At 70.9% G+C, this 19,255-nt stretch carries 15 protein-coding genes; 5 read left to right on the plus strand and 10 right to left on the minus strand.

All coding sequences use genetic code 11. The annotated features are described in order from the left end of the window. The 3 genes from G3I53_RS23265 to G3I53_RS23275 form a co-directional block, all read right to left on the minus strand. The coding region (locus G3I53_RS23265) for a glycosyltransferase family 4 protein (protein WP_164438736.1) at positions 1–1,071 on the minus strand (1,071 nt) is incomplete at its 3' end. A 68-nt stretch (positions 1,072–1,139) separates the two neighbouring features. After that, entirely contained in the window at positions 1,140–1,538 is a 399-nt protein-coding gene (locus G3I53_RS23270; RefSeq protein WP_164337484.1) for a 6-carboxytetrahydropterin synthase, read from the minus strand. Positions 1,539–1,992: 454 nt separating this feature from the next. Then, positions 1,993–2,970 (minus strand): zinc-binding alcohol dehydrogenase, encoded by a 978-nt coding sequence (locus G3I53_RS23275; RefSeq protein WP_164337483.1) that lies wholly within the window; start codon positions 2,968–2,970, stop codon positions 1,993–1,995. Positions 2,971–3,078: 108 nt separating this feature from the next. On the opposite strand from G3I53_RS23275, the gene G3I53_RS23280 reads away from it, so the two are divergent. Further along, positions 3,079–3,897 carry a CDP-alcohol phosphatidyltransferase family protein gene (locus G3I53_RS23280; RefSeq protein ID WP_343240672.1) on the plus strand — a complete coding sequence of 273 codons (819 nt, stop codon included), beginning with the start codon at positions 3,079–3,081 and terminating at the stop codon, positions 3,895–3,897. 37 nt (positions 3,898–3,934) lie between these two features. Here G3I53_RS23280 and G3I53_RS23285 read toward each other — a convergent pair whose 3' ends face one another. Continuing rightward, positions 3,935–4,474: a hypothetical protein gene (locus G3I53_RS23285; RefSeq protein ID WP_164337482.1), complete on the minus strand. Its 540-nt coding sequence runs from the start codon at positions 4,472–4,474 to the stop codon at positions 3,935–3,937. A 236-nt stretch (positions 4,475–4,710) separates the two neighbouring features. On the opposite strand from G3I53_RS23285, the gene G3I53_RS23290 reads away from it, so the two are divergent. Next, positions 4,711–5,340, plus strand: a complete 630-nt coding sequence (locus G3I53_RS23290) for an HD domain-containing protein (protein ID WP_164337481.1) — start codon at positions 4,711–4,713, stop codon at positions 5,338–5,340. An 82-nt stretch (positions 5,341–5,422) separates the two neighbouring features. Here G3I53_RS23290 and betT read toward each other — a convergent pair whose 3' ends face one another. The 3 genes from betT to G3I53_RS23305 all read right to left on the minus strand — a co-directional run bounded on the left by betT (position 5,423) and on the right by G3I53_RS23305 (position 11,020). After that, entirely contained in the window at positions 5,423–7,546 is a 2,124-nt protein-coding gene (gene betT, locus G3I53_RS23295; RefSeq protein ID WP_164337480.1) for a choline BCCT transporter BetT, read from the minus strand. Positions 7,547–7,807: 261 nt separating this feature from the next. Next, on the minus strand, positions 7,808–9,397 hold the full coding sequence (locus G3I53_RS23300) for a GMC oxidoreductase (RefSeq protein WP_164337479.1): 1,590 nt from the start codon (positions 9,395–9,397) through the stop codon (positions 7,808–7,810). Positions 9,398–9,553: 156 nt separating this feature from the next. Further along, the gene (locus G3I53_RS23305; protein ID WP_164337478.1) at positions 9,554–11,020 is read right to left on the minus strand and encodes an aldehyde dehydrogenase family protein; all 1,467 of its coding nucleotides are present in this window, start codon (positions 11,018–11,020) and stop codon (positions 9,554–9,556) included. Positions 11,021–11,616: 596 nt separating this feature from the next. Between G3I53_RS23305 and G3I53_RS23310 the strand changes: the two genes are divergently transcribed. Then, on the plus strand, positions 11,617–12,126 hold the full coding sequence (locus G3I53_RS23310; protein WP_164337477.1) for a hypothetical protein: 510 nt from the start codon (positions 11,617–11,619) through the stop codon (positions 12,124–12,126). A gap of 146 nt (positions 12,127–12,272) precedes the next feature. Here the strand turns inward: G3I53_RS23310 and G3I53_RS23315 are convergent, their stop codons facing one another. Together G3I53_RS23315 and G3I53_RS23320 are read right to left on the minus strand one after the other, a co-directional pair. After that, positions 12,273–12,884, minus strand: a complete 612-nt coding sequence (locus G3I53_RS23315) for a DUF4352 domain-containing protein (protein ID WP_239064060.1) — start codon at positions 12,882–12,884, stop codon at positions 12,273–12,275. A gap of 440 nt (positions 12,885–13,324) precedes the next feature. Further along, entirely contained in the window at positions 13,325–15,019 is a 1,695-nt protein-coding gene (locus G3I53_RS23320) for an N-6 DNA methylase (RefSeq protein WP_164337476.1), read from the minus strand. A 187-nt stretch (positions 15,020–15,206) separates the two neighbouring features. On the opposite strand from G3I53_RS23320, the gene G3I53_RS23325 reads away from it, so the two are divergent. After that, on the plus strand, positions 15,207–16,142 hold the full coding sequence (locus tag G3I53_RS23325) for a zinc-binding dehydrogenase (RefSeq protein WP_164337475.1): 936 nt from the start codon (positions 15,207–15,209) through the stop codon (positions 16,140–16,142). Between the two features lie 263 nt (positions 16,143–16,405). Here the strand turns inward: G3I53_RS23325 and G3I53_RS23330 are convergent, their stop codons facing one another. Beyond that, the gene (locus G3I53_RS23330; RefSeq protein WP_343240673.1) at positions 16,406–17,608 is read right to left on the minus strand and encodes a PQQ-binding-like beta-propeller repeat protein; all 1,203 of its coding nucleotides are present in this window, start codon (positions 17,606–17,608) and stop codon (positions 16,406–16,408) included. A gap of 549 nt (positions 17,609–18,157) precedes the next feature. On the opposite strand from G3I53_RS23330, the gene G3I53_RS23335 reads away from it, so the two are divergent. Then, positions 18,158–19,240, plus strand: a complete 1,083-nt coding sequence (locus tag G3I53_RS23335; protein ID WP_343240674.1) for a hypothetical protein — start codon at positions 18,158–18,160, stop codon at positions 19,238–19,240. Positions 19,241–19,255: the final 15 nt, after the last annotated feature.

Here is a 19,255-nt window from a genome sequence, read left to right on the forward strand (position 1 = left end):
CGCGGCGCGCCGGCCCCGGGCGGCGGCCTTCAGCCGGCGCCGCACGTCCGGCTCGCCGAACCAGCCGCGCAGTTCGGCGGCGATGGCGGCGGGGTCCTCCGGCGGGACGAGGATGCCCGGCACTCCGCCGTCGGGCGCCCGCCCAACCGCCTCCGGCAGCCCGCCGACGTCGCTGGCCAGCACGGGGATGCCACGGGCGAGGGCCTCGGTGACGGCCATCCCGTACGTCTCGGCGTAGGAGGTGAGGACCATCAGGTCGGCCGCGGCGTAGCTGGCGTCGAGGTCGGCGCCGGAACGCGGCCCGGCCAGTTCCAGCCGGTCCTGGAGACCGTGGGTGCGGATCAGCGACTCGAGGTGGGCGACGTACTCGGGGTCCTGGGTGGTCCCGCCGACGAGGCTGCAGGTCCACGGCAGGTCGGCGACGGTCGCAAGGGCCTCCACCAGCCGGTGCTGGCCCTTGCGCGGTGTCACCGCGGCCACGCACAGCAGCCGCGACACGCCGTCGGTGCCGGGGGCCAGGGGCGCGATGTCGGCTCCGGGGGCGGCGACGTGGACCCGCTCGGGATCCAGGCCGTGGTGCGAGACGAGCCGGCGCACCGCCCAGTCGCTGGTGGCGACGACGGCGTCCACGGCACGCAGCACCGTGCGCTCACGGGCGTCCAGCTCGGCCGCCATGGCGGGCTCCAGCCCCGTCTCGTCCCCGAGCGGCAGGTGCACCAGGACGGCCAGGCGCAGCCGCTCCGCCTCGGGGACGACGATGTCCGGCACGCCGCAGGCGACCAGTCCGTCGAGCAGGACGGCGCTGCCGTCGGGGAGTTGCCGCAGGGTGCGGGCGAGGTGCGCGCGGGCGGCCGAGTCGGGGCGGGGCCAGGAACCGGCCACGGCGTGCTTGTGGACGCCCCAGCCGAAGCCGGGCAGGTCGAGGCAGACCCGGCGGTCGTAGGCATTGCCTCCGCTGGGCGCCGACGGGTCGTCGACGCCGCCCGGCATCACGAAGTGGACCATGCGCAGGGACATGGGGATGATCCCGTCGTTCCTCGGAAAGGACGCCTGCCGGGGAACATAACCCAGTCGGGCGGCCCCCGCCCGTTCGGCGGTGGGGTCGGCGGTGGGCGAGGTGGTGTGAACGGTCGTGTCGGTCACAGCGCACGCTCGTAACTCGCCCAGGCGATGTGCGACTCGTGCAGGGTGATGGTGAGACCCGTGATGCCCTTGGCGCTCTCCCCGAGCGCGCCCTTGTGGATGCGTTCGGCCAGCCGGTCGGCGATGACCTTGGCCAGGTACTCCGTGGAGGTGTTGATCCCCGCGAAGTCGGGCTCGTTGTCGAGATTGCGGTAGTTCAGCTCGCCGACGAGAGCCCCGAGTTCCTGCGTGGCGAGCCCGATGTCGACGACGATGTTGTCCTGGTCCAGCTGTTCGCGCCGGAACGTGGCGTCCACGAGGAACGTGGCCCCGTGCAGGCGCTGGGCCGGTCCGAAGACCTCGCCGCGGAAACTGTGGGCGATCATGATGTGATCGCGGACGGTGATGCTGAACAACGGACGACCCTCCAGGTGCGGCGCGTCTGCCCCCCGGCCGATGTCCGCCGGGGATGTCGTGTAGTACGGCTGACTCTCTTCCCGTGTTCAGCCGTCAGTAGCTCTTTTCTCAGGTCAGGCGGGGGCGGCCGGTTATGTGCTGTGCCCACGCGAGGCGGAGAGGGGCGAGGGTCGGGTGTGACGGTCCCGAGGGGCGGGCGCGCAACGTCGGGGACAGTCGGGGACAGCCGGGGACTGATGGTGCGGGTGGCGTGTCTGGGACACCGGGTGCGATCGCGGCTGCGGCTGCCGGAGGCGGCTGTCGCCTGTCGGGTGCGGCTGTCGGGGGCGGCTGTCGGTTTCGGGGAGAGAGGTGCGACTGGCCGACGGGGCGCGGGGGGAGGCCCGGCACCTGGTGACAGATGGGCCGGTCTGGCGTGGGTCGGGCCCGGGCGGGCGGTGCGTCGGGGTCGGCTCAGGGAGCGTCGTAGCGGATGCGGTGGCAGAGGGCCGGGATGTCGCCGGAGGCCAGCCGGGGCATGACCTCGGGCAGGTCCGCGAAGGCGGACTCCCCCGTGATCAGGGCGTCGAGCGCGGGGTCGGCGAGCAGGTCCAGGGCGACGGCCAGCCGGTCGGCGTAGCTGCGGCCGGGGCGGGCCGGGGAGACCGTGCCTACCTGGCTGCTGCGGATGACCAGTCTCCGTGAGTGGAACGCCTCGCCGAGCGGCAGGGCCACCCGCCGGTCGCCGTACCAGCTCAGCTCGATGACCGTGCCCTCGGCGGTGAGCAGTTCCAGGGCCCGGCTCAGTCCCTGCTCCGTGGCGCTGGCGTGCACGACGAGATCGCACTCACCGAGGGCGTCCTCGGGCAGGGCGAATCCGACGCCGAGGGCGCGGGCGGTGCTCTCGCGTGCCGGATCGCTGTCGACGAGCTGCACCCGCACACCGGGGAAGCGGGCCAGCAGGGCCGCCACCGAGCAGCCGACCATGCCCCCGCCGACCACGGCGATCCGGTCACCGATCAGTGGTGCGGCGTCCCACAGGGCGTTGACCGCGGTCTCCACGGTCCCGGCGAGCACGGCCCGCCCGGCCGGCACGTCGTCCGGGACCGGGGTCACCGCGGCGGCCGGAACGACGTAGCGCGTCTGGTGCGGGTAGAGGCAGAAGACGGTCCGGCCGGTGAGGTGCGCGGGCCCCTCCTCGACCACGCCGACGTTGAGGTAGCCGTACTTGACCGGCCCGGGGAAGTCGCCCTCCTGGAACGGTGCCCGCATCGCCGCGTGCTGGTTCTCGGGTACCCCGCCGCGGAAGACGAGGGTCTCCGTACCGCGGCTCACCCCGGAGTACAGCGAACGCACCACCACATCGTCGTCACCCGGCTCGGGCAGGTCCACCTCCCGGATCCCGCCCCGGCCGGGCGAGTCGAGCCAGAACGCGCGAGCGGTGCGGTTCATCGGAATCCTCCTGAACGATCGGGAACCTGCACGCGTACCGAGGGGTGCACAGGCCGCGCACAAGGTAGCGGCGTTGATCAAATCTGTCACACGGCCGGAGGGTGTTCGGTGGCCCTGAACAACAGTTACGACGCGAGGCTCGTACAGCAGGAGACCGCCGTGGGGGCGGGCGTACAGATCCTGCTGCTGGTGCTGCTCGGCTCGGCGATCGGCATGGGGCCGGCGGGCTGGCTCACCGGTCTCGCGTTCGCCCTCGCGACCTGGGCGGTGCTCTCCCGGGCCCTGCACCGGTCCCGGTCGCGCTCCTTCGGTGCCGCCAACCGGGTCACGCTCGGCCGGGCCATTCTCGTCGGGGGCGTCACCGCTCTGGTGGCCGACTCCTTCCAGGACTCGCCGCCCGTCTCCCTCTTCGTGGGCCTGACGGCCGTCGCGCTGATTCTCGACGGTGTGGACGGCAAGGTGGCGCGCAGGACCGGTACGTCGACTGCGCTGGGTGCCCGGTTCGACATGGAGGTGGACGCCTTCCTGATTCTGGTGCTGAGCGTGTATCTGTCGATGGCCATGGGGCCGTGGGTGCTGCTGATCGGCGGCATGCGGTACGGGTTCGTCGCCGCGGCACGCGTCTGGCCGTGGCTGAACGCCCCGCTGCCGCCGAGCACGGCCCGCAAGACGGTGGCCGCTCTGCAGGGCGTGCTGTTGCTGCTGGCAGGCGCGGAGCTCCTGCCGCACGCGGCCAACGTCGCGGTGGTCGCGCTGGCGCTGGGGCTGCTGCTGTGGTCGTTCGGCCGGGACGTGTTCTGGCTGTGGCGGACCTCGCGGGTGCCGGCGACGCCGGTCGAGCAGTCCGCTCAGGAGACGTCGCCCGAGCAGTCCGCTCAGCAGACGTCGCCCGAGCGGTCCGACCCGCGGGAACTGGTCGCCGGCTGACGCGGGGCCAGGGGCACGTCGTGCCTCCCGTCCCGCTCTACGCGATCCCCGTCGCGTCGAGCAGCCGGACGAGATCCTTGCGCCCGTATCCGAGCACCCGCGCCCGGTGGGCGGCCATCAGCAGCAGGTGGGCCACGGTGCGCGCCGCCGGGCCGTCCCGGTCGGAGCCGAGGCACTCGTCCGGCTTCTCCACGCCCAGGCCGGTCATCACCAGCCCGTGCTCGCGCCGGATCTCCGCGACCGTGCCGGCGACCGCGTCCATGAAGGTCCGCCCCGGCCGCTCGCACTCCAGCGCGAAGCATCCCCGGTCGACGGGAACGCATCCCTTCGGCGGATGCCTCCGCACCTGCGCGTACCGCTCGTCCCCGAAGCCGGCCGTCTCGAACTCCTCGTGCACCAGCGGGAACCGGTGAAACCCGCGCGGGACCGGTGGCGGCGGGGGCGTGTACGTCCACCCGGCGTCCTCGTACAGCTGCCGCTTGACCTCCTCCTCGTCGCGGTGCGTCACCATGAAGCCGTTGGCCTCGTTGCGCCCGGTCGTCGTGCCGTCGGGATTGCGGTGGAAGTGCAGACCCATCTGTGTGCCCCCGTTGTGTGTGGTGAGTGAGTGTCCGTGGCGGACGGAGGAGCCCACCCGTCTCCGGGCGAAGTCCTCCATCCGGACGGAGGAGCCCTCCCGTCTTCGGGAGAAGTCCCCGTCACTCGGTCGAACGGCCCGCCCGGTCCTCGCGTGCCCGTTCCCCGAGACATCACCCGATCGCGTGACACGGCCCGCGGCCCGCTGACGCCGGCCCCTGTTGTTACGCTCCCCGGATGCGCATTCCGGGACCAGACGAGATCCGCGCCCTGCACGAGCGGTACGCACCGACGGCCGAGGCGTTCGACCTCGTCCACCGGCACTGCGAGATCGTCTGGAGTGTCGCCGAGCAGCTGCTCTCCGATCCCCGTCTTTCCCATGTGGACGCCGAGCTGGTCCGCGCCGGCTGTCTCCTCCACGACATCGGGGTCTACCGCCTCTACGGGGCCGACGGACGGCTCGACCACCGCAACTACGTCCGGCACGGCCTGCTGGGACACGAGATCCTCGAGCGGGAGGAACTCCCCGAGACCCTGCGCCGGTTCTGCTCCCACCACACCGGAGTGGGACTCACCCGGGACGACATCCTGAAGCAGGGGCTGCCGCTGCCGCCCGCCGACTACCTGGCGGAGACGGTGGAGGAGAGGCTGGTGATGTACGCGGACAAGTTCCACACCAAGTCCAGGCCGTCGTCGTTCCTCTCCCCCGAGGAGTACCGCGACCACGTCCGACGCTTCGGCGAGGACAAGGTGACCGCTTTCGAGGCGCTGCGCGCGGAGTTCGGCGACCCGGATCTCGCTCGCCCGGTACGGCCCCACGGGGCGGCGGCCCTTCCGTTCGCCCACCGCCCGGCCGAGGAGTTCTGAGGGCCGGGTCCGCACACGGTTCGTCGTGCCGGCGGTCGGAGGGCCGCCAAGGGCCCGGCCCTCGTCGGGGCTGAGCTCGCTCCTACTCCTCCGGCAGGTGCGCGTCCGGGGCGTCCGGGCGGTGGTCCGGGAAGCCGGAACGGCTGGCCTCGTGACGCACCCGCAGGAACTCCAGGTGCCGTTCGTACTGGTCGAGGGCGTCGGCGATGAGCTGTTCCTTCGTGTACCCCATGACGTCGTAGTCCTGGTTGCCCTCGGCGAGCCGGACCTCGAAGCGGACGTAGGTGTCGTGCGTGGTGACCGACCGGGTGGCGAAGGCGGGCGTCGGCCGTTCGACGGGCCAGACCTCGTAGACGAACTCGTCGCTGGTGCCGATCGGTACGCGCAGGCCGACGTGCGGGACGCCGATGTCCTCGACGACCCCCTCCACGACCTCGGCCTCCGCTCCCTGCTGCCGCAGTTCCTGGGCGACTTCCTGGAACGCGGGCCGGCACACCTGGTCGACGAACCGGCCGGCCGCCCGACGGCCGGGGAAGGACATGCTCCGGGCCAGCCGGTGCCGCCAGTTGGGTGCTCCCGGCAGACCGTGCTGTGCCATGCGCCCGGACAGCGACCCGGGAAGCGTCGTGTCCTTGGCCTCGACGAGCATGCGTTCGGTGCGCAACGCCAGGAAGAGCCCAGCCATGATCAGGAACATCACGAAGGAGAAGGGCAGACCCATGATGATGGTGGCGTTGGTGAGCGCCTGGACGCCGCCCACGATCAGCATGGCGAGCGTGAGCAGACCTGTGGCGACCGCCCAGAAGATGCGCAGCCAGGTGGGCGCGTCGGTCACCGGGGTGGGCAGTTCGGCGCTGAGGTTGCCCATCACCAGGGCGCCGGAGTCGGCGGAGGTGACGTACAGCAGCAGGCCGACGAACGTCGCCAGTCCCGCGCTGAACAGGAAGCCCGGATACTGGTCCAGCAGGGTGTAGAAGCCCTGCTCGGGGACGTTCATGGCGGTTTCGCCGAACTCCTTGTTCCCGTCACGCACCAGGAACAGGGCGCTGTTGCCGAAGATCGCCAGGAAGGCACCGGTGAAGATGAACGGGATGACGAGCGTCGCCGCGATGAACTCGCGCAGGGTGCGGCCGCGTGAGATGCGCGCCAGGAAGAGCCCGACGAACGGCGCCCACGCGATCCACCAGGCCCAGAAGAAGAGGGTCCAGGCGTCCAGCCACTCGGTGGGCTGGTCGTAGGCGAAGGTGTTGAGCGTCATCGACGGGAAGCCGCTGACGTAGTCCCCGACGTTCTGGACCACGGCGTTGAGCAGCCGGAACGGTTCGTCGACGACGAGGATGTAGAACATCAGCAGGGCGGCGAGGAGGACGTTGAGCTGGGACAGCCGGCGGATTCCCTTGTCCACGCCGGACGCGGCCGACGCGGTGGCCATGCCCACGGCGACCACGATCAGGGCGATCTGCGCGGACAGCCCCTCCGGCACGCCGAAGAGGACCTTCAGGCCGTAGTTCAGCTGGACGACGCCGATGCCGAGGGTCACGCCGATGCCGAAGACGGTGCCGATGATGGCCGCCAGGTCGACGGTGTCGCCGATCCGGCCGTGGATGCGCCGGCCGATGATCGGGTACAGCGCGGAGCGGATCGCGAGCGGCAGCTTGTACCGGAAGGAGAAGTATCCGAGCGCCATGCCCATCAGCGCGTACATGGCCCAGCCCGTGATGCCGTAGTGGAACAGGGTCCACACGACGGCCTGCCGCGCGGCCTCCAGCGTCTCCGGGTCGCCCTGCGGCGGCGCGAGATAGTGGCTGACGGGTCCGGAGACCGAGAAGAACATCAGGTCGATGCCGATGCCCGCGGCGAACAGCATCGACCCCCACGTGAAGAGGCCGTAGTCCGGTTTCGAGTGCTTGGGACCCAGCTTGACGGTGCCGTACTTGGACACGGCGATGAAGACGACGAAAACCAGGTAGAGGGTGGCGGCGACGAAGTAGTACCAGCCGAACCAGCTGGAGATCTTGCCGACGACCAGACCGATGGTGTCTTCCGCACCGCCCGGTGTGATGATCGCCCAGAGCGAGATGGCGAGAACGAGGGTCGCCGCGCCGAAGAACACCACCGGCTTCAGCCGGACGGTGCCCGTCGGCTCGTCGTCCGCCAGCAACTCCTCCGGTGCTGCTCCGTGGCCCTTGTCTCCAGCGCTCGACATGGTCGGTTCCTCCTTCGCTGAGGGCCAGGACGTCGGCCGGGAGAGCCGGTGGCTGCTTCCGCCGGCCGAGGCCGCCGCCGCTCGCGAGACCTCAGGTCTTTGCTCTAACACCCCTGCTGCGGGGCGCGTGGGGCGAGGCAGAATCCTGATGCCCCGGTGGTGATGGCTTGAACCGACCGTACGGGACGAACTCCCGTGCGGCGTACACGGACCCCGGCCGGCGGGCGGCACGTGGTGACCTGCGCGCGGGCCGCGGCCCTGTCACCGCGCGGCCGCCCCGCCGTCGGACGTCCCGTCACCGGGCCCCGCTTTTCCGGTGATCAGGTCGGCGGCCCGTTCGGCGGCGAGGAGCACGGTCACCATGGGGTTGATGGTCGGCATCGTCGGGAACACCGACGCGTCGACCACGCGCACACCGTCGACCCCGCGCAGCCGCATCTGCGGGTCGCAGACGGCCATCGGGTCGTCCGCCGCGCCCATGCGGCAGGTGCCCGCCGGGTGGTAGACGGTGTGGGCGGCGCGGCGCCCGTACTCCGACAGGTCGGCGTCGGACGTGACGTTCGGGCCGGGAGCGACCTCACGGACGAGCCAGTCCTTGAGGGGGTCGGTCGCGGCGACCTCCCGGGCCAGCTTCAGGCCCTCGACGATCGTGCGCTCGTCGTGGCCCTCGGGGTCGGTGAAGTACCGGAAGTCCAGCGCGGGGTGCTCCGACGGGTTGGAACTGCGCAGCCACATGCGGCCGGTGGAGCGGGCCCGGGGCACGTTCGGTGTCATGCACACTCCGTGCTCGGGGACGGGGTAGCCGAGGCGTTCGGTGTTGACGGTGAACGGCACCTGGTAGAAGTGGAACATCAGGTCCGGGCGCGGCTGCCCCTTGTCGAGGCGCAGGAACAGTCCGGCGTCGGAGTCCATGGCGGAGTTGGGCGGCAACGGGCCGTCCGTCTCCCACAGGATGATCGACTCGGGGTGGTCCAGCAGGTTCTCCCCCACGCCGGGCAGGTCGACGTGGACGTCGATGCCCACGCGGCGCAGGTCGTCGGCCGGGCCGATGCCGGACAGCATGAGCAGCCGCGGGGTGTCGATGGCCCCGGCGCACAGGACGAGTTCGCGCGTCGCGCGCACGGTCGCGGGCTCCCCGTCGGCACCGCGGACGGCGACCCGGGTCAGCTTCCCGGCCTCGTCGGTGAGCAGCCGGTGCGCCCAGGTCTCCAGCAGGAGGGTGAGGTTCGGGCGGTTCAGGATCGGGTGCAGGTAGGCGACGGACGCGGAGGAACGCAGGTTGCCCTCCGGTTCGTAGGCCAGCGAGAAGAAGCCGGTGCCGTCGGCGAAGGGCTCGGCGTTGAAGTCGTCGACGACGGGGACACCGGTGGCCCTGGAGGCTGCGGTGACGAAGTCCTTGGCGATGGGATTGCGGTCGGCCTCGGCCACCGGGACGATCTTGGTGAGCAGCCGGTCCCGGTACGGGAGGATCGTCGCCGGGTCCCAGCCGGCGCACCCGGCGGCCACCCAGTCGTCGAGGTCCTCCGGCAGCGGCATGAAGCTGATCAGCGTGTTGTGGGACGAACAACCGCCGAGGACCCGGGCCCGTGAGTGGAGGATGTGCGAGTTGCCGCGCGGCTGTTCGACCGTGGTGTACCCGTAGTCGTACTCGGTGCCCAGCAGGTTGATCCAGTTGCGGAGGCGCAGGACGCGCTCGTCCCCGACGTCGCTGGGACCGCCCTCGATCACGCAGACACGGCAGTCGGGGTCCTCGCTCAGTCGGGCCGCGAGCACACAGCCGGCGGTGCCGCCGCCGACGATGACGTAGTCGTAGGAGGACTCGGCGCCGTGCGGGGTGGTGGGGGCGGCCATGGAGTGCCTTTCGTCAGGGCTCTTCGCGTGCTCTGGAGTGCGGAAGTACCGAGGTACCGGGGTACTGGAGTACCGGGGTGCTGGAGTACCGGGGTGCTGGAGTACCGGGGTACTGGAGTACTGGCGTGCCTTCGGTGGGTGCCGAGGGCTGCGGGCTCAGCCCTTGAACCAGCCGGACGGCCCCGGGGCGAGGTTCTGGTAGATGTGCTTGGCCTCCTGGTACTCGCGCAGGCCCGTCGGACCGAGCTCGCGCCCGACGCCGGAGCGGCCGAAGCCGCCCCACTCGGCCTGCGGTACGTACGGGTGGAAGTCGTTGATCCACACGGTGCCGTGCCGCAGCCGCTGGGCGACGCGCTGGGCGCGGCTCGCGTCGGACGTCCAGACGCCGCCGGCCAGGCCGTAGCGGGTGTCGTTGGCCAGTTCCACCGCCTCGTCCTCGGTGCGGAACCGCTCCACGGTGACGACCGGGCCGAAGACCTCGTCCTGCACGATGCTCATGGACCGGTCGCAGTCCGCGAAGATGGTCGGCAGCAGGAAGTAGCCGTTGCGGAGCGCGGGGTCGTCGGGGCGGGTGCCGCCGGTGACGAGCCGGGCGCCCTCCTCACGCGCGGCGGCGATGTGACGCTCGACCTTCTCCCGGTGCTCGGCGGAGCTGAGCGGCCCGCTCTCCGTGCCCTCGTCCAGGCCGTTGCCGAGGCGGATCGCCCGGGCCCGCTCGGCGAGGGCGTCGACGAAACGGTCGTGCAGGGAGTCCTGGACCAGCAGCCGCGAACCGGCGGAGCAGACCTGGCCGGCGTGCAGGAAGGCCGCGTCCAGCGCGTAGTCGACGGCGGCGTCGAAGTCGGCGTCCTCGAACACGATGTTGGGGTTCTTGCCGCCCAGCTCGAGCGCGATGTTCTTCGGCCCCTCGGCGGCAGCGGCCATGATGGCGCGTCCGGTGGCGAGACCCCCGGTGAACGACACCAGGTCGACCTCGGGGTGCGAGGTCAGAGCCGCGCCGACCGTCGCCCCGGAACCGAGGACCAGGTTGGCGACTCCGGGCGGGGCACCCGCCTCCTCGATCAGCCGGATCATGGCGATGGTGGTGAGCGGCGTGGTCTCGCTGGGCTTGAGGACGAAGGTGTTCCCGGCGGCCAGCGCGGGCGCCACCTTCCACGACGCCTGGAGCAGCGGATAGTTCCAGGGAGCGATGAGCGCGCACACCCCGACCGGCTGGTAGACGACCCGGCTCAGCACGTCCGGCCCGACGTCCACGACCCGGCCGCCGTCCTTACCCGCCAGCTCGGCGAAGTACCGGAAGGCGTTCGCCACGTCCTCCACGTCGATCCGGCCCTCGGTCAGCGTCTTGCCGGTGTCGAGGGTCTCGGTGCGGGCGATCTCGTCCCGGTCGCGCAGCAGCAGGTCGTGCACCCGCATCAACAGGTCGGCGCGCTGCCGGGTGGGCGCGTTCGCCCAGTCCTCCTCGACGAAGGCCCGCCGTGCGGCGCGCACCGCGCGGTCGACGTCGGTGGCATCCGCCTCGTCGACCGTCGTGACGACACTGGCGTCGTACGGGTTCAGCACCTCCCGCCGCCCGCCCGCGGCCGCGTTCGTCCACTCACCGTCGATGTACAGCTCGCCCATCGCGGGGCCTCCTTCGCTTCCGACCGGAACCGATCGGGTTGCCGGTCGGCAACAAGGCCATGCTGCGGCGGGGCGGCGCGGGGCGCACGGCCGATGTCGCGAGCGGGTGGCGCGCTTGACCCGTGCGGGCTAATGGCCGGGGCGGGAGGGGCGGTGCCGGGGCAGGCCCGGCCGCCGACCGCCGGCCGGGCCTGCCGCCGGAGAGGCCCCAGCCGTGCGACTCCGTCACCTCCTACCCCACGTTCACCGGACGCATCGGCGGGGTACACGCCCCCGTCAATCACGTCATACCAAAACCGTTGACACCGCTAACACGCCTCCGGCATGCTCACGTTGACGACGGGCGGAGCCCCACCGATCGCACCAGCGGCCCCATGGCCACGACCCCACAAGGCCTCAGGACCGCCTCAACGATCTCTCCATACCGCTACGCACAGACGCACTTCGGGGGGTTGCAGCACAGAGCGCTCCGATCCCATCGGCCCGCCCATCCAGTCGACGCCACACCCGCCCTGATCGAAACGTTCCGGCAGGGCCACGTCGCGTCACCGCACCGCACATCGCCGGATCGCACAGAAACATCCCCGGGAGGGAACATGGCCTTTCAGCCGCAGCCACCGTCCGCAACCGACATACGCCCGCTGCGCAAGCGCAAGAGACTGTGGGCCGCCGGCGTCGCCCTGTTCGCCATGGGGGCGCTCGGCGGCATCCAGTCCGCACAGGACGAGGTGAACGCCGCCCAGACGCTTGCCGCCAAACCCACACCCACTGTCACGATCACAGCAACGGCCACCGCCACCGCCACCGTGACGGCCACGCCCGAAGCGAAGCCTGCTCCCACGGTCACCAAGACCAAGAAGGTGGAGACCCCCGGCCCGACCGTCACCGTCACCCGGAGCGCCCGTACCTCCAACTCCGGCGGCAGCAGCAGCGGCGGCAACGGCAGCGCTTCGGGTACGTGCTCCATCGTTTCCAACGCGGGCAACTGCTACCAGGCCGGACAGTTCTGCCGGAACAGCGATCACGGAGCTACGACGACGACCGCGAGCGGCGCACGCATCACCTGCTCCTACCGGTCCAACGCCTGGCGCTGGTCCTACTCCTGACGCAACCACAGCGGTTGGCGACCAGGAACGGACGGTGCCGGCTCCCCCTTCCGCCACGGAACTTCGCGGGAGCCGGCCCGGTCCGCACTCATCGACCGGACCGGCCCGGCTTCCCGTGACCCCGCACCCTGCGTCCTCCCCCGCTCCTACCGCAGCTTCCACTCACCGGTCTTGTCGGCGAACCCGGAGTTCATGGTGAACTGCACGGTGTCGATCTTCGCCGCCTCCGGGACCTCGAAGACGATCCAGCCCAGCCCCTTGGCACCGGGCTTGAGCTTCAGGCTGGAGGCCATCGAGGGCCCGGCCGTGATGTCCCCGAAGGTCGCGTCGAACTGCTGGCCCTCGCTGTCGGCGACCTGCGCCCCGTTGGACGGGCTGTCGCTGTAGGCCGCCTTGCCGGTGTTGACCAGCTTGAACTGCACGCCGACCAAACGCTTGCCGGCGGCGGGCTCCATGAACTCGTCCGCGGACTTCGCGGGGTCGGCGACCTTGACGACCGTGACGTCGAGTTCGCTGCCCTCGTCCATGCCTTCCAGGGCGAGAGTGTCACCGACCTTGGCGATCTCGGGAGCCTTCTCCTTCTTGGCCGTGTCCTCCCCAGTGCCGGTGTCGACGTCGGCAGCGGCACCGTTCTTCGGCTTGTCGACGACGGTGCTGCCGGTGTCGCAGGCAGTCAGCGTGAGCGCCCCGACGGCGGCGACGACAGCGGCGGTAATTCTGGTACGGGCGTGCATGGTCCCCCCAAGGACATGGCTCATGTTCACATTCGACTCCCCGGCGTGAGATCACCAGCGAGCACACGAGAAACATAGGTGAGGCGCGTTGATAGTGTCAACAGAGGTCTCGCGATAGAAGTGCCTGTTGCTCGAATGGCCGGTTCACAGTTCGAGCGAAGGCAGGCGGCTCTGCCCGGCAGCACAGCCGGGTGATCCCCGTGGCGACCGATGGCGTGAGGAGGGGCGGCAGGGCACAGCTGCTGCCCACGAAGGCATGCAGAGCCGGCCGCCTTGACCTTCGTCAGCTCCCCCAGCCCGCAGCGGAGTTCGGCGAAACCGCGGGAGTGCCTACTCGGTGACGCTCCCGACTCCCGGCTCCGGACTCCCGGCTCCGGACTCCCGGCTCCGGACTCCCGGTAGACGTCACTGCGGCGCGCACGCCCCCCGCGCACGCGCATGCCGTGAACAGCCGATGACTCGACTCAGTCGTCCGGCGTGAGCGCCCCGTTGCTCAGCCCGTCCTGGGCCAGCGCGGTGATCTGCCGGCTCAGCTCCGCGACGCGGCGGGCACGCTCCTCGAACTCCCGGAGCGCGCGGAACGCCGTCCCGTACCGGCGCTGGGCGGCGATGTCCATCTGCGGGATACGGGCGCCCTTGCCGTCGAGCCGGAACGTTCCGCTGGCGGTCGTGGAGCGGCGGCTGTTCGCCGCGCTGTGCAGGAAGCCACGCAGGAAGTCGGTGTCGAGCTGCTCGCTCACCGACACGGGTTCCGGGTCCGCGTTCTCGACCAGTCCGGCACGCATCAGGTCGGCGACACTCACGCTGGGCCCGTCCAGGGCGCCCGGCCCCTCACCCGCCGTCAGGGACGGCAGCAGTTCGCTCAAGCGCCGTACGTGCTCGGTCAGTTCCCGGCTCAGCGTTTCGTATTCGGTGGCGTAGTCGCGATGGAACTCCTGGACGTACCGGCTCGGAGTGAGGTCCACCAGATCGTCGAGCAGGTCGATCTGCGGCACGTCCCTGATCTGTTCGGGCCGCGGCTCCAGCGGCCCGTCCGCCTCGTTGGCCGTCAGGTCGACCATCCGTACGGTGCCGGTCGTGTCATCCGGCGTCCGGGGCCGGCGCAGGTGCCACAGGTGCACGGGGAGCGCGTGGGCTGCGGCCGTGCCGGGCGCCAGCGCCGTCACCTGGGTGAGGACACCGCGGCGGACGAGCTCGGCGCGGATGCGACGCCCGGCCTTGCGGTAGGCCACCGAGGCGGGCATGACCATGACGACCCGGCCACCGGGCGCGGTGTGCGCGTAGGCGTGCTGCAGCCAGGCCAGCTCGCCCTCGGCCCGTGAGGGTGTGCCCAGCTCCCAGCGGGGGTCGAGGAGCAGCTCCTCCCGGCCCCAGTCGCTGTCGCTGACCGGCGGGTCGCAGACGACGAGGTCGGCCTTCAGGTCCGGCCACCGGTCGGAGCGCAGGGAGTCTCCCTCGGCCACCTCCACGTGGGTCGACTGCGCGAGTCCGGCCCTCCCCTGGGCGAGGCGGGCGCTCCGGGGGTCCACCTCCTGGCCGTACCGCCGGACCTGCTCCCCGGCGCCGACGGCCAGCAGGAGGGTGCCGACGCCGCACGCGGGGTCGAAGAGCACCGCGTCCGCGGACACGTCACCGGCGGCGTGCCGTACGGCGCGGACCACGCGGGGCGACGTGACCTGGTCGGATCCCGCTCGCCGCACCGATTCCTTGAACCGTTCCACGAGGCCGTCCACCACGTCGGCGGGGCTGCTCTCCCCCGCCATGCGACGGGCCAGCTCGACCGCCTGGACGGGCAGTGCGGACGGCGTGTCCCGCTCCTCGGCAGTCTCGGCGCCCTCGGCACGCTCAGCATCCTTGGCAGCAAGCACGTGGGCGACGTCGGCGAGCCCGCTGAGGATGTCGTCGCCATAGGTTCCCCGCAGCACCTGCCACAGCTGGACCTCGTCGGTGACGTCCTGCCCCTTGCGCTGCTTGTCGAGCCACGCCTGGACCTCGGCGAGGTCGAAGAGCGGGCTGTTCGCCCCGCCTCCCGCCGGTGCCGGGAAATCGTCGTACCGCCGCCGCCAGTTCGAGACGGCGGCGCGCGTGACGCCCGCGATACGGGCGATCTCGGAACCGCTCACCAACGGGTTCGCCGGGGTGGCCGGGGTCTTTGGCATACCGGTAACCGTACACAGATGCCACCGTCCGCTGGCAACAACCGGGCGGCGTTGACGACGTCAACGGGCACATCCGCCCACGACCACCCAGGTCGACCCCTATCCACTCTGTTCGACTTTCAACAAAAATGATTTATTGTTGAACTAGTTCCCGGTTTGCGGGCGCTCACCACAGGAAGGAGCCGACATGAGGGCATGGCAGTTCAACGAGGTCAACGAACCGTTCACGCTGGTCGAGCGCGAGGACCCGAAGCCCGGCGCCGACGAGATCGTCATCGACGTCAAGGCGTCCGGCCTGTGCCACAGCGACGTGAGCTTCGTCGACGGCACCCTGACCCCCTTGCTGGGCTACAGGCCGATCATCCTGGGCCACGAGACCGCGGGCGTCGTCAGCGCCGTCGGTGCGGACGTCACCGCCTTCGCCGTCGGCGACCGCGTGGGGATCCCGGCGGTCACCGAGGGCCCCGGAACCGCCGTCGACGGCGGCTTCGCGGACAAGGTCGTCGTCAAGGCCGACCTCGTCGTCCGCGTGCCCGACGAGGTCGACTTCTCCCAGGCCGCCCCGGCCATGGACGCCGCCCGCACGTCCTACCGCGCCCTCGTGACGTTCGGCCGCGTCGAGGCCAGACAGAACGTCGGCATCATCGGATTCGGCGGACTCGGCTCCCTTGGAGCGCAGATCGCCAAGGAACTGGGCGCCAACGTCTACGTCGCCGAGATCAACGAAAGGGTCTGGGACGACGCCAAGGACCTCGGCGTCGCGGGCGTGTCCAAGGACATCCGCGATTTCGAGGACCGCGGCCTCGACGTGATCGTCGACTTCGCCGGCTTCGGCACCACCACGGCCTCCGCCGTCGACGCGATCAAGCACGGCGGCCGCATCGTGCAGATCGGGCTGGCCCGCGAGGAGGCCACCCTCTCCATGCAGCAGGTCATCCTCAAGGAGATCACCATCGTCGGCGCCGCCAACGGCGAGAAGTCGGAGGCCGAGGAGGTGCTCCGGCTCATGGCCGGCGGCAACATCGCGTCGAAGATCGTGCCCATCACGTTCGAGCAGATCCCGGAGTACGTCGACAAGCTGGCCAAGGGCGAGGTCCCCGGCCGGGCCGTGGCGATCCTCTGAACCAGGAGGAGCACCGGCCGTCGCCGGTCGCGCTCCTCGCTCCACGCAGGCCCGGGAGGCCGGCATCGTCCCGCCTCCCGGAGGCTTCTCCGCAGTTCCTCGACCAGGTCCCCCGGAAACAAGGTCGTGGGGTCCATGCCTCGCCCCTGATACCGGTCGGCGGCGGCCAATTCGGCGGGTGGCGTGCGTGATTCACCTGCCGGCGGCTCTCGTGCCTGGGCCATCCGCCGGCCCCCGGTCGGGTCATTCCCACTGCCCGCGCGTCACACGGGCAGTGCGTGCAACTCCGTGCCGTGCAGGGCGAAGACGCGCTTGCCGTCGGTGGCCACCAGCCAGGCGTGGTGGTCGCCGGTCCCGTCGTTGAACGTCCAGCGCACGTCGCCGGTCTTCGCGTCCATGGCGATGATGCCGCCCTGCTTGTCCAGGTCCGTGGCACCGTAGAGGGTGTCGCCCGCCTTGACGTACTGCCGCGGCACCTGGAGTCCCGCCGACGCGAGCGCCTCGGACGTCCAGAGCTGCTGACCCGTCTGCGGATCGACGGCCCGCATCGTCCTGGCGCTGTCGGCGATGTAGAGCACGTTCTCCACGACGGCCGGCTCCTTGAAGAGGGCGAAGTCCGCTGCCTCCAGGGACCATCTCTCCTTGCCGTCGGACAAGTCGAAGGCCTGGAGCTTCTGCCCCTGCGGGACGATGACCACATCCTGATGGACGGCGAAGAAGCCGTAGTTCGTCTTGGTCGTCTTCTGCGTCCACACCTGGCTGCCGGTGGCGGTGTCGCGCACGGTGAGGTTCTTCTTGAAGTCGGTGTAGACGAGGTGGCGGCCGCGGACGGCGGCATGGATGCCGTTCTGCATGGTGCCCAGGTCGCGCTGTTCCTTCCAGGCGAGCCTGCCGGTGGTGCTGTCGAGAGCCGCGATGACATTCGTCCTCGACGAGCCGTCGTCCTCGAGGATCTCGGCGATGACGTACACCTGCCCGTCGTCCACGGCGATCGGCCGCGGCTGCCGGTAGCCCTCGCCCAGGCGGCTGCGCCAGGTCTCCTTGCCGGAGGCCGGGTCGTATCCGGTGACGGTGCCGTCGTACTTGTTGCCGGCCAGGTACAGGGTGCCCTTGCCGAGCAGCAGCGGCGCCCCGGGGACGGTGCCGCCCGGCAGGGACCACTTCTGGCGGCCGGTCGCGGTGTCGAGGGCGGCCAGGGGGCTGCCGCTGGTGAGGACGACGCCGCCCGCGACCACCAGTTCGTCGTTGTCCCCGTAGGTCTCGGCCGAGGTCGACTTCGTCCACAGCGGTTTCGGGGCCGTGCCGTCGGTGCCGGCGCCGTCCGCGTCGCCGGAGGCCTTGCCGCCGTCCTTCGGCTTGTCGGCACCGGCGGCGGGATCCTCGACGTCCACCGCTTCCTCGTCGCAGCCGACGGTGCCCGCGGTCAGTGCGGCCAGGGCGAGACCGCCTCCGGCCAGCCGGAGCACACGCCGACGGGACGGAGACCTGTAGGTCCCGGACGATCTGTCGTTCGACGTGCTGGCTCGCATCGGCATTCGCCGTACCCCCGTGAATCGGTCTGATCTGGAACACGTGCACCACCCTGTGCAACGTGAGCAGGAAGGCCTCGACTCGATATCGAACGTGCGGACCAACCCCTGCGACCAGGAACGTTAGTCGGTGTCCTGGGCTGCGCCCGCCCACAGATCCCAACTGGGACAGCACCGTGAAGCAATGGAGACAACAGGCACCCACGAGTTCACGGACGCCCTTGGCTGCGGCGTCCGTGAACACAAGCCGACGGCTGCCCCCGCCGGGACACCCACGGCACCCAGCCGCTTCTGCAAGCTACTGGGAACACCTTTGCGACAGGTGACAGCAGCAGGCATACTCCAGGTTCTTCGCGATCTTCCGACGCTCCGTCGTCCCACTCCCCCCTCCCTGGAGGACCTCGCCCGATGGGTCAACTCGTGCGTATGCACCGGTATGTACACGGCTCCGTGACGGTCCTGCGCTGCCGGGGCGGTGCGTGATCCGTGGAGGTCGCACGCGTCGTCGTGATCGCGCTGGTGGCGGCGATCGCTGTCGTCGCCTACCGCCGCACCATGGCCGGACCCGCCGCGCCGAGGGGATCCGCGCGACGGGCGCAGGCACTCGGCCTGCTTCCGCGCTCGGCCCAGAACACCCGGCAGGTCGCCGCTGACCCCCAGCTGGAAGAGGCGCGCGCCGCCGCCTCCCGGGGCGACTGGGAGCCTGCGGCCCAACTGCTGGCCCGGAGCAGGGAGCTGGGTGACTGGGGGCGCCGCTCCTTCCACGCCGACGTATTGGGCGACCACGAGACCGCGCGTCCCGGGAGTTGGCTGGAGGCATGGGAGACGGCAGTCGGTCCCGACGACCCCGACGCCGCGTTGATCCGGGCACGCGCGACGGTGTCCCTGGCCTGGCACCTGCGGGGCGCCGCCTGGGCCCGGGAGACCAGCCGGAAGCAGTTCCAGGAGTTCCACAACGTCCTCGTCCAGGCACCGGCGTTGTGCGCCCGCGCCGCGCAACTCGCCCCGGGCGACCCGTCCCCGTTCGTCACCGAGATCTGGGCCGCGCTCGGCCTCGGCGCGTCCCGGGAGCAGATGCGGCAGATCTGGAAGGAGGTGACCGCCCGGGACCCGCACCACTACGGCGCGCACCGCGCCGCCCTCCAGTACTGGTGCGCGAAATGGCGCGGGTCGGCGGGCCTGGCCGCCACCTTCGCGCAGGAGGCCGCGGCGACGGCTCCACCCGGCAGTCTCCTCACCGCACTGCCCCTGATTGCGTGGTACGAGCACCATGACACGACCGCCGAGACGGACGACTTCCGGACGCCCTCTCTCGTCGCCATGGTCGACGCCGCTCTGGCCGACGCGGATGCCGCCCCGCAGGACCACCCGGACACGGCATCCCTGCGGCATCTGCTGGCCTACTTCCTCACCCGACAGGGCCGGTACGACCTGGCGTTGCAGCAGTTCCGCCTGGTCGACGGCCATGTGGACGCCCTGCCGTGGCGGTACTTCGACAATCCGGCCGCCGTGTACTGCGTGTGGCGGGACCGGGCGATCCAGGGCGTGCAGGGGCGGTTCACCTCCTGAGGGTCGTCCGGATGG

The sequence above is a fragment of the Streptomyces sp. SID14436 genome (genome assembly GCF_010548465.1).
Taxonomy (GTDB): domain Bacteria; phylum Actinomycetota; class Actinomycetes; order Streptomycetales; family Streptomycetaceae; genus Streptomyces.

Coding starts and splice junctions, on each gene's coding strand:
- G3I53_RS23275 (WP_164337483.1), bottom strand. CDS start 2,970: ATGAACCGCACCGCTCGCGCGTTCTGGCTCGACTCGCCCGGCCGGGGC.
- G3I53_RS23285 (WP_164337482.1), bottom strand. CDS start 4,474: ATGGGTCTGCACTTCCACCGCAATCCCGACGGCACGACGACCGGGCGC.
- G3I53_RS23290 (WP_164337481.1), top strand. CDS start 4,711: ATGCGCATTCCGGGACCAGACGAGATCCGCGCCCTGCACGAGCGGTAC.
- betT (WP_164337480.1), bottom strand. CDS start 7,546: ATGTCGAGCGCTGGAGACAAGGGCCACGGAGCAGCACCGGAGGAGTTG.
- G3I53_RS23300 (WP_164337479.1), bottom strand. CDS start 9,397: ATGGCCGCCCCCACCACCCCGCACGGCGCCGAGTCCTCCTACGACTAC.
- G3I53_RS23305 (WP_164337478.1), bottom strand. CDS start 11,020: ATGGGCGAGCTGTACATCGACGGTGAGTGGACGAACGCGGCCGCGGGC.
- G3I53_RS23310 (WP_164337477.1), top strand. CDS start 11,617: ATGGCCTTTCAGCCGCAGCCACCGTCCGCAACCGACATACGCCCGCTG.
- G3I53_RS23315 (WP_239064060.1), bottom strand. CDS start 12,884: ATGAGCCATGTCCTTGGGGGGACCATGCACGCCCGTACCAGAATTACC.
- G3I53_RS23320 (WP_164337476.1), bottom strand. CDS start 15,019: ATGCCAAAGACCCCGGCCACCCCGGCGAACCCGTTGGTGAGCGGTTCC.
- G3I53_RS23325 (WP_164337475.1), top strand. CDS start 15,207: ATGAGGGCATGGCAGTTCAACGAGGTCAACGAACCGTTCACGCTGGTC.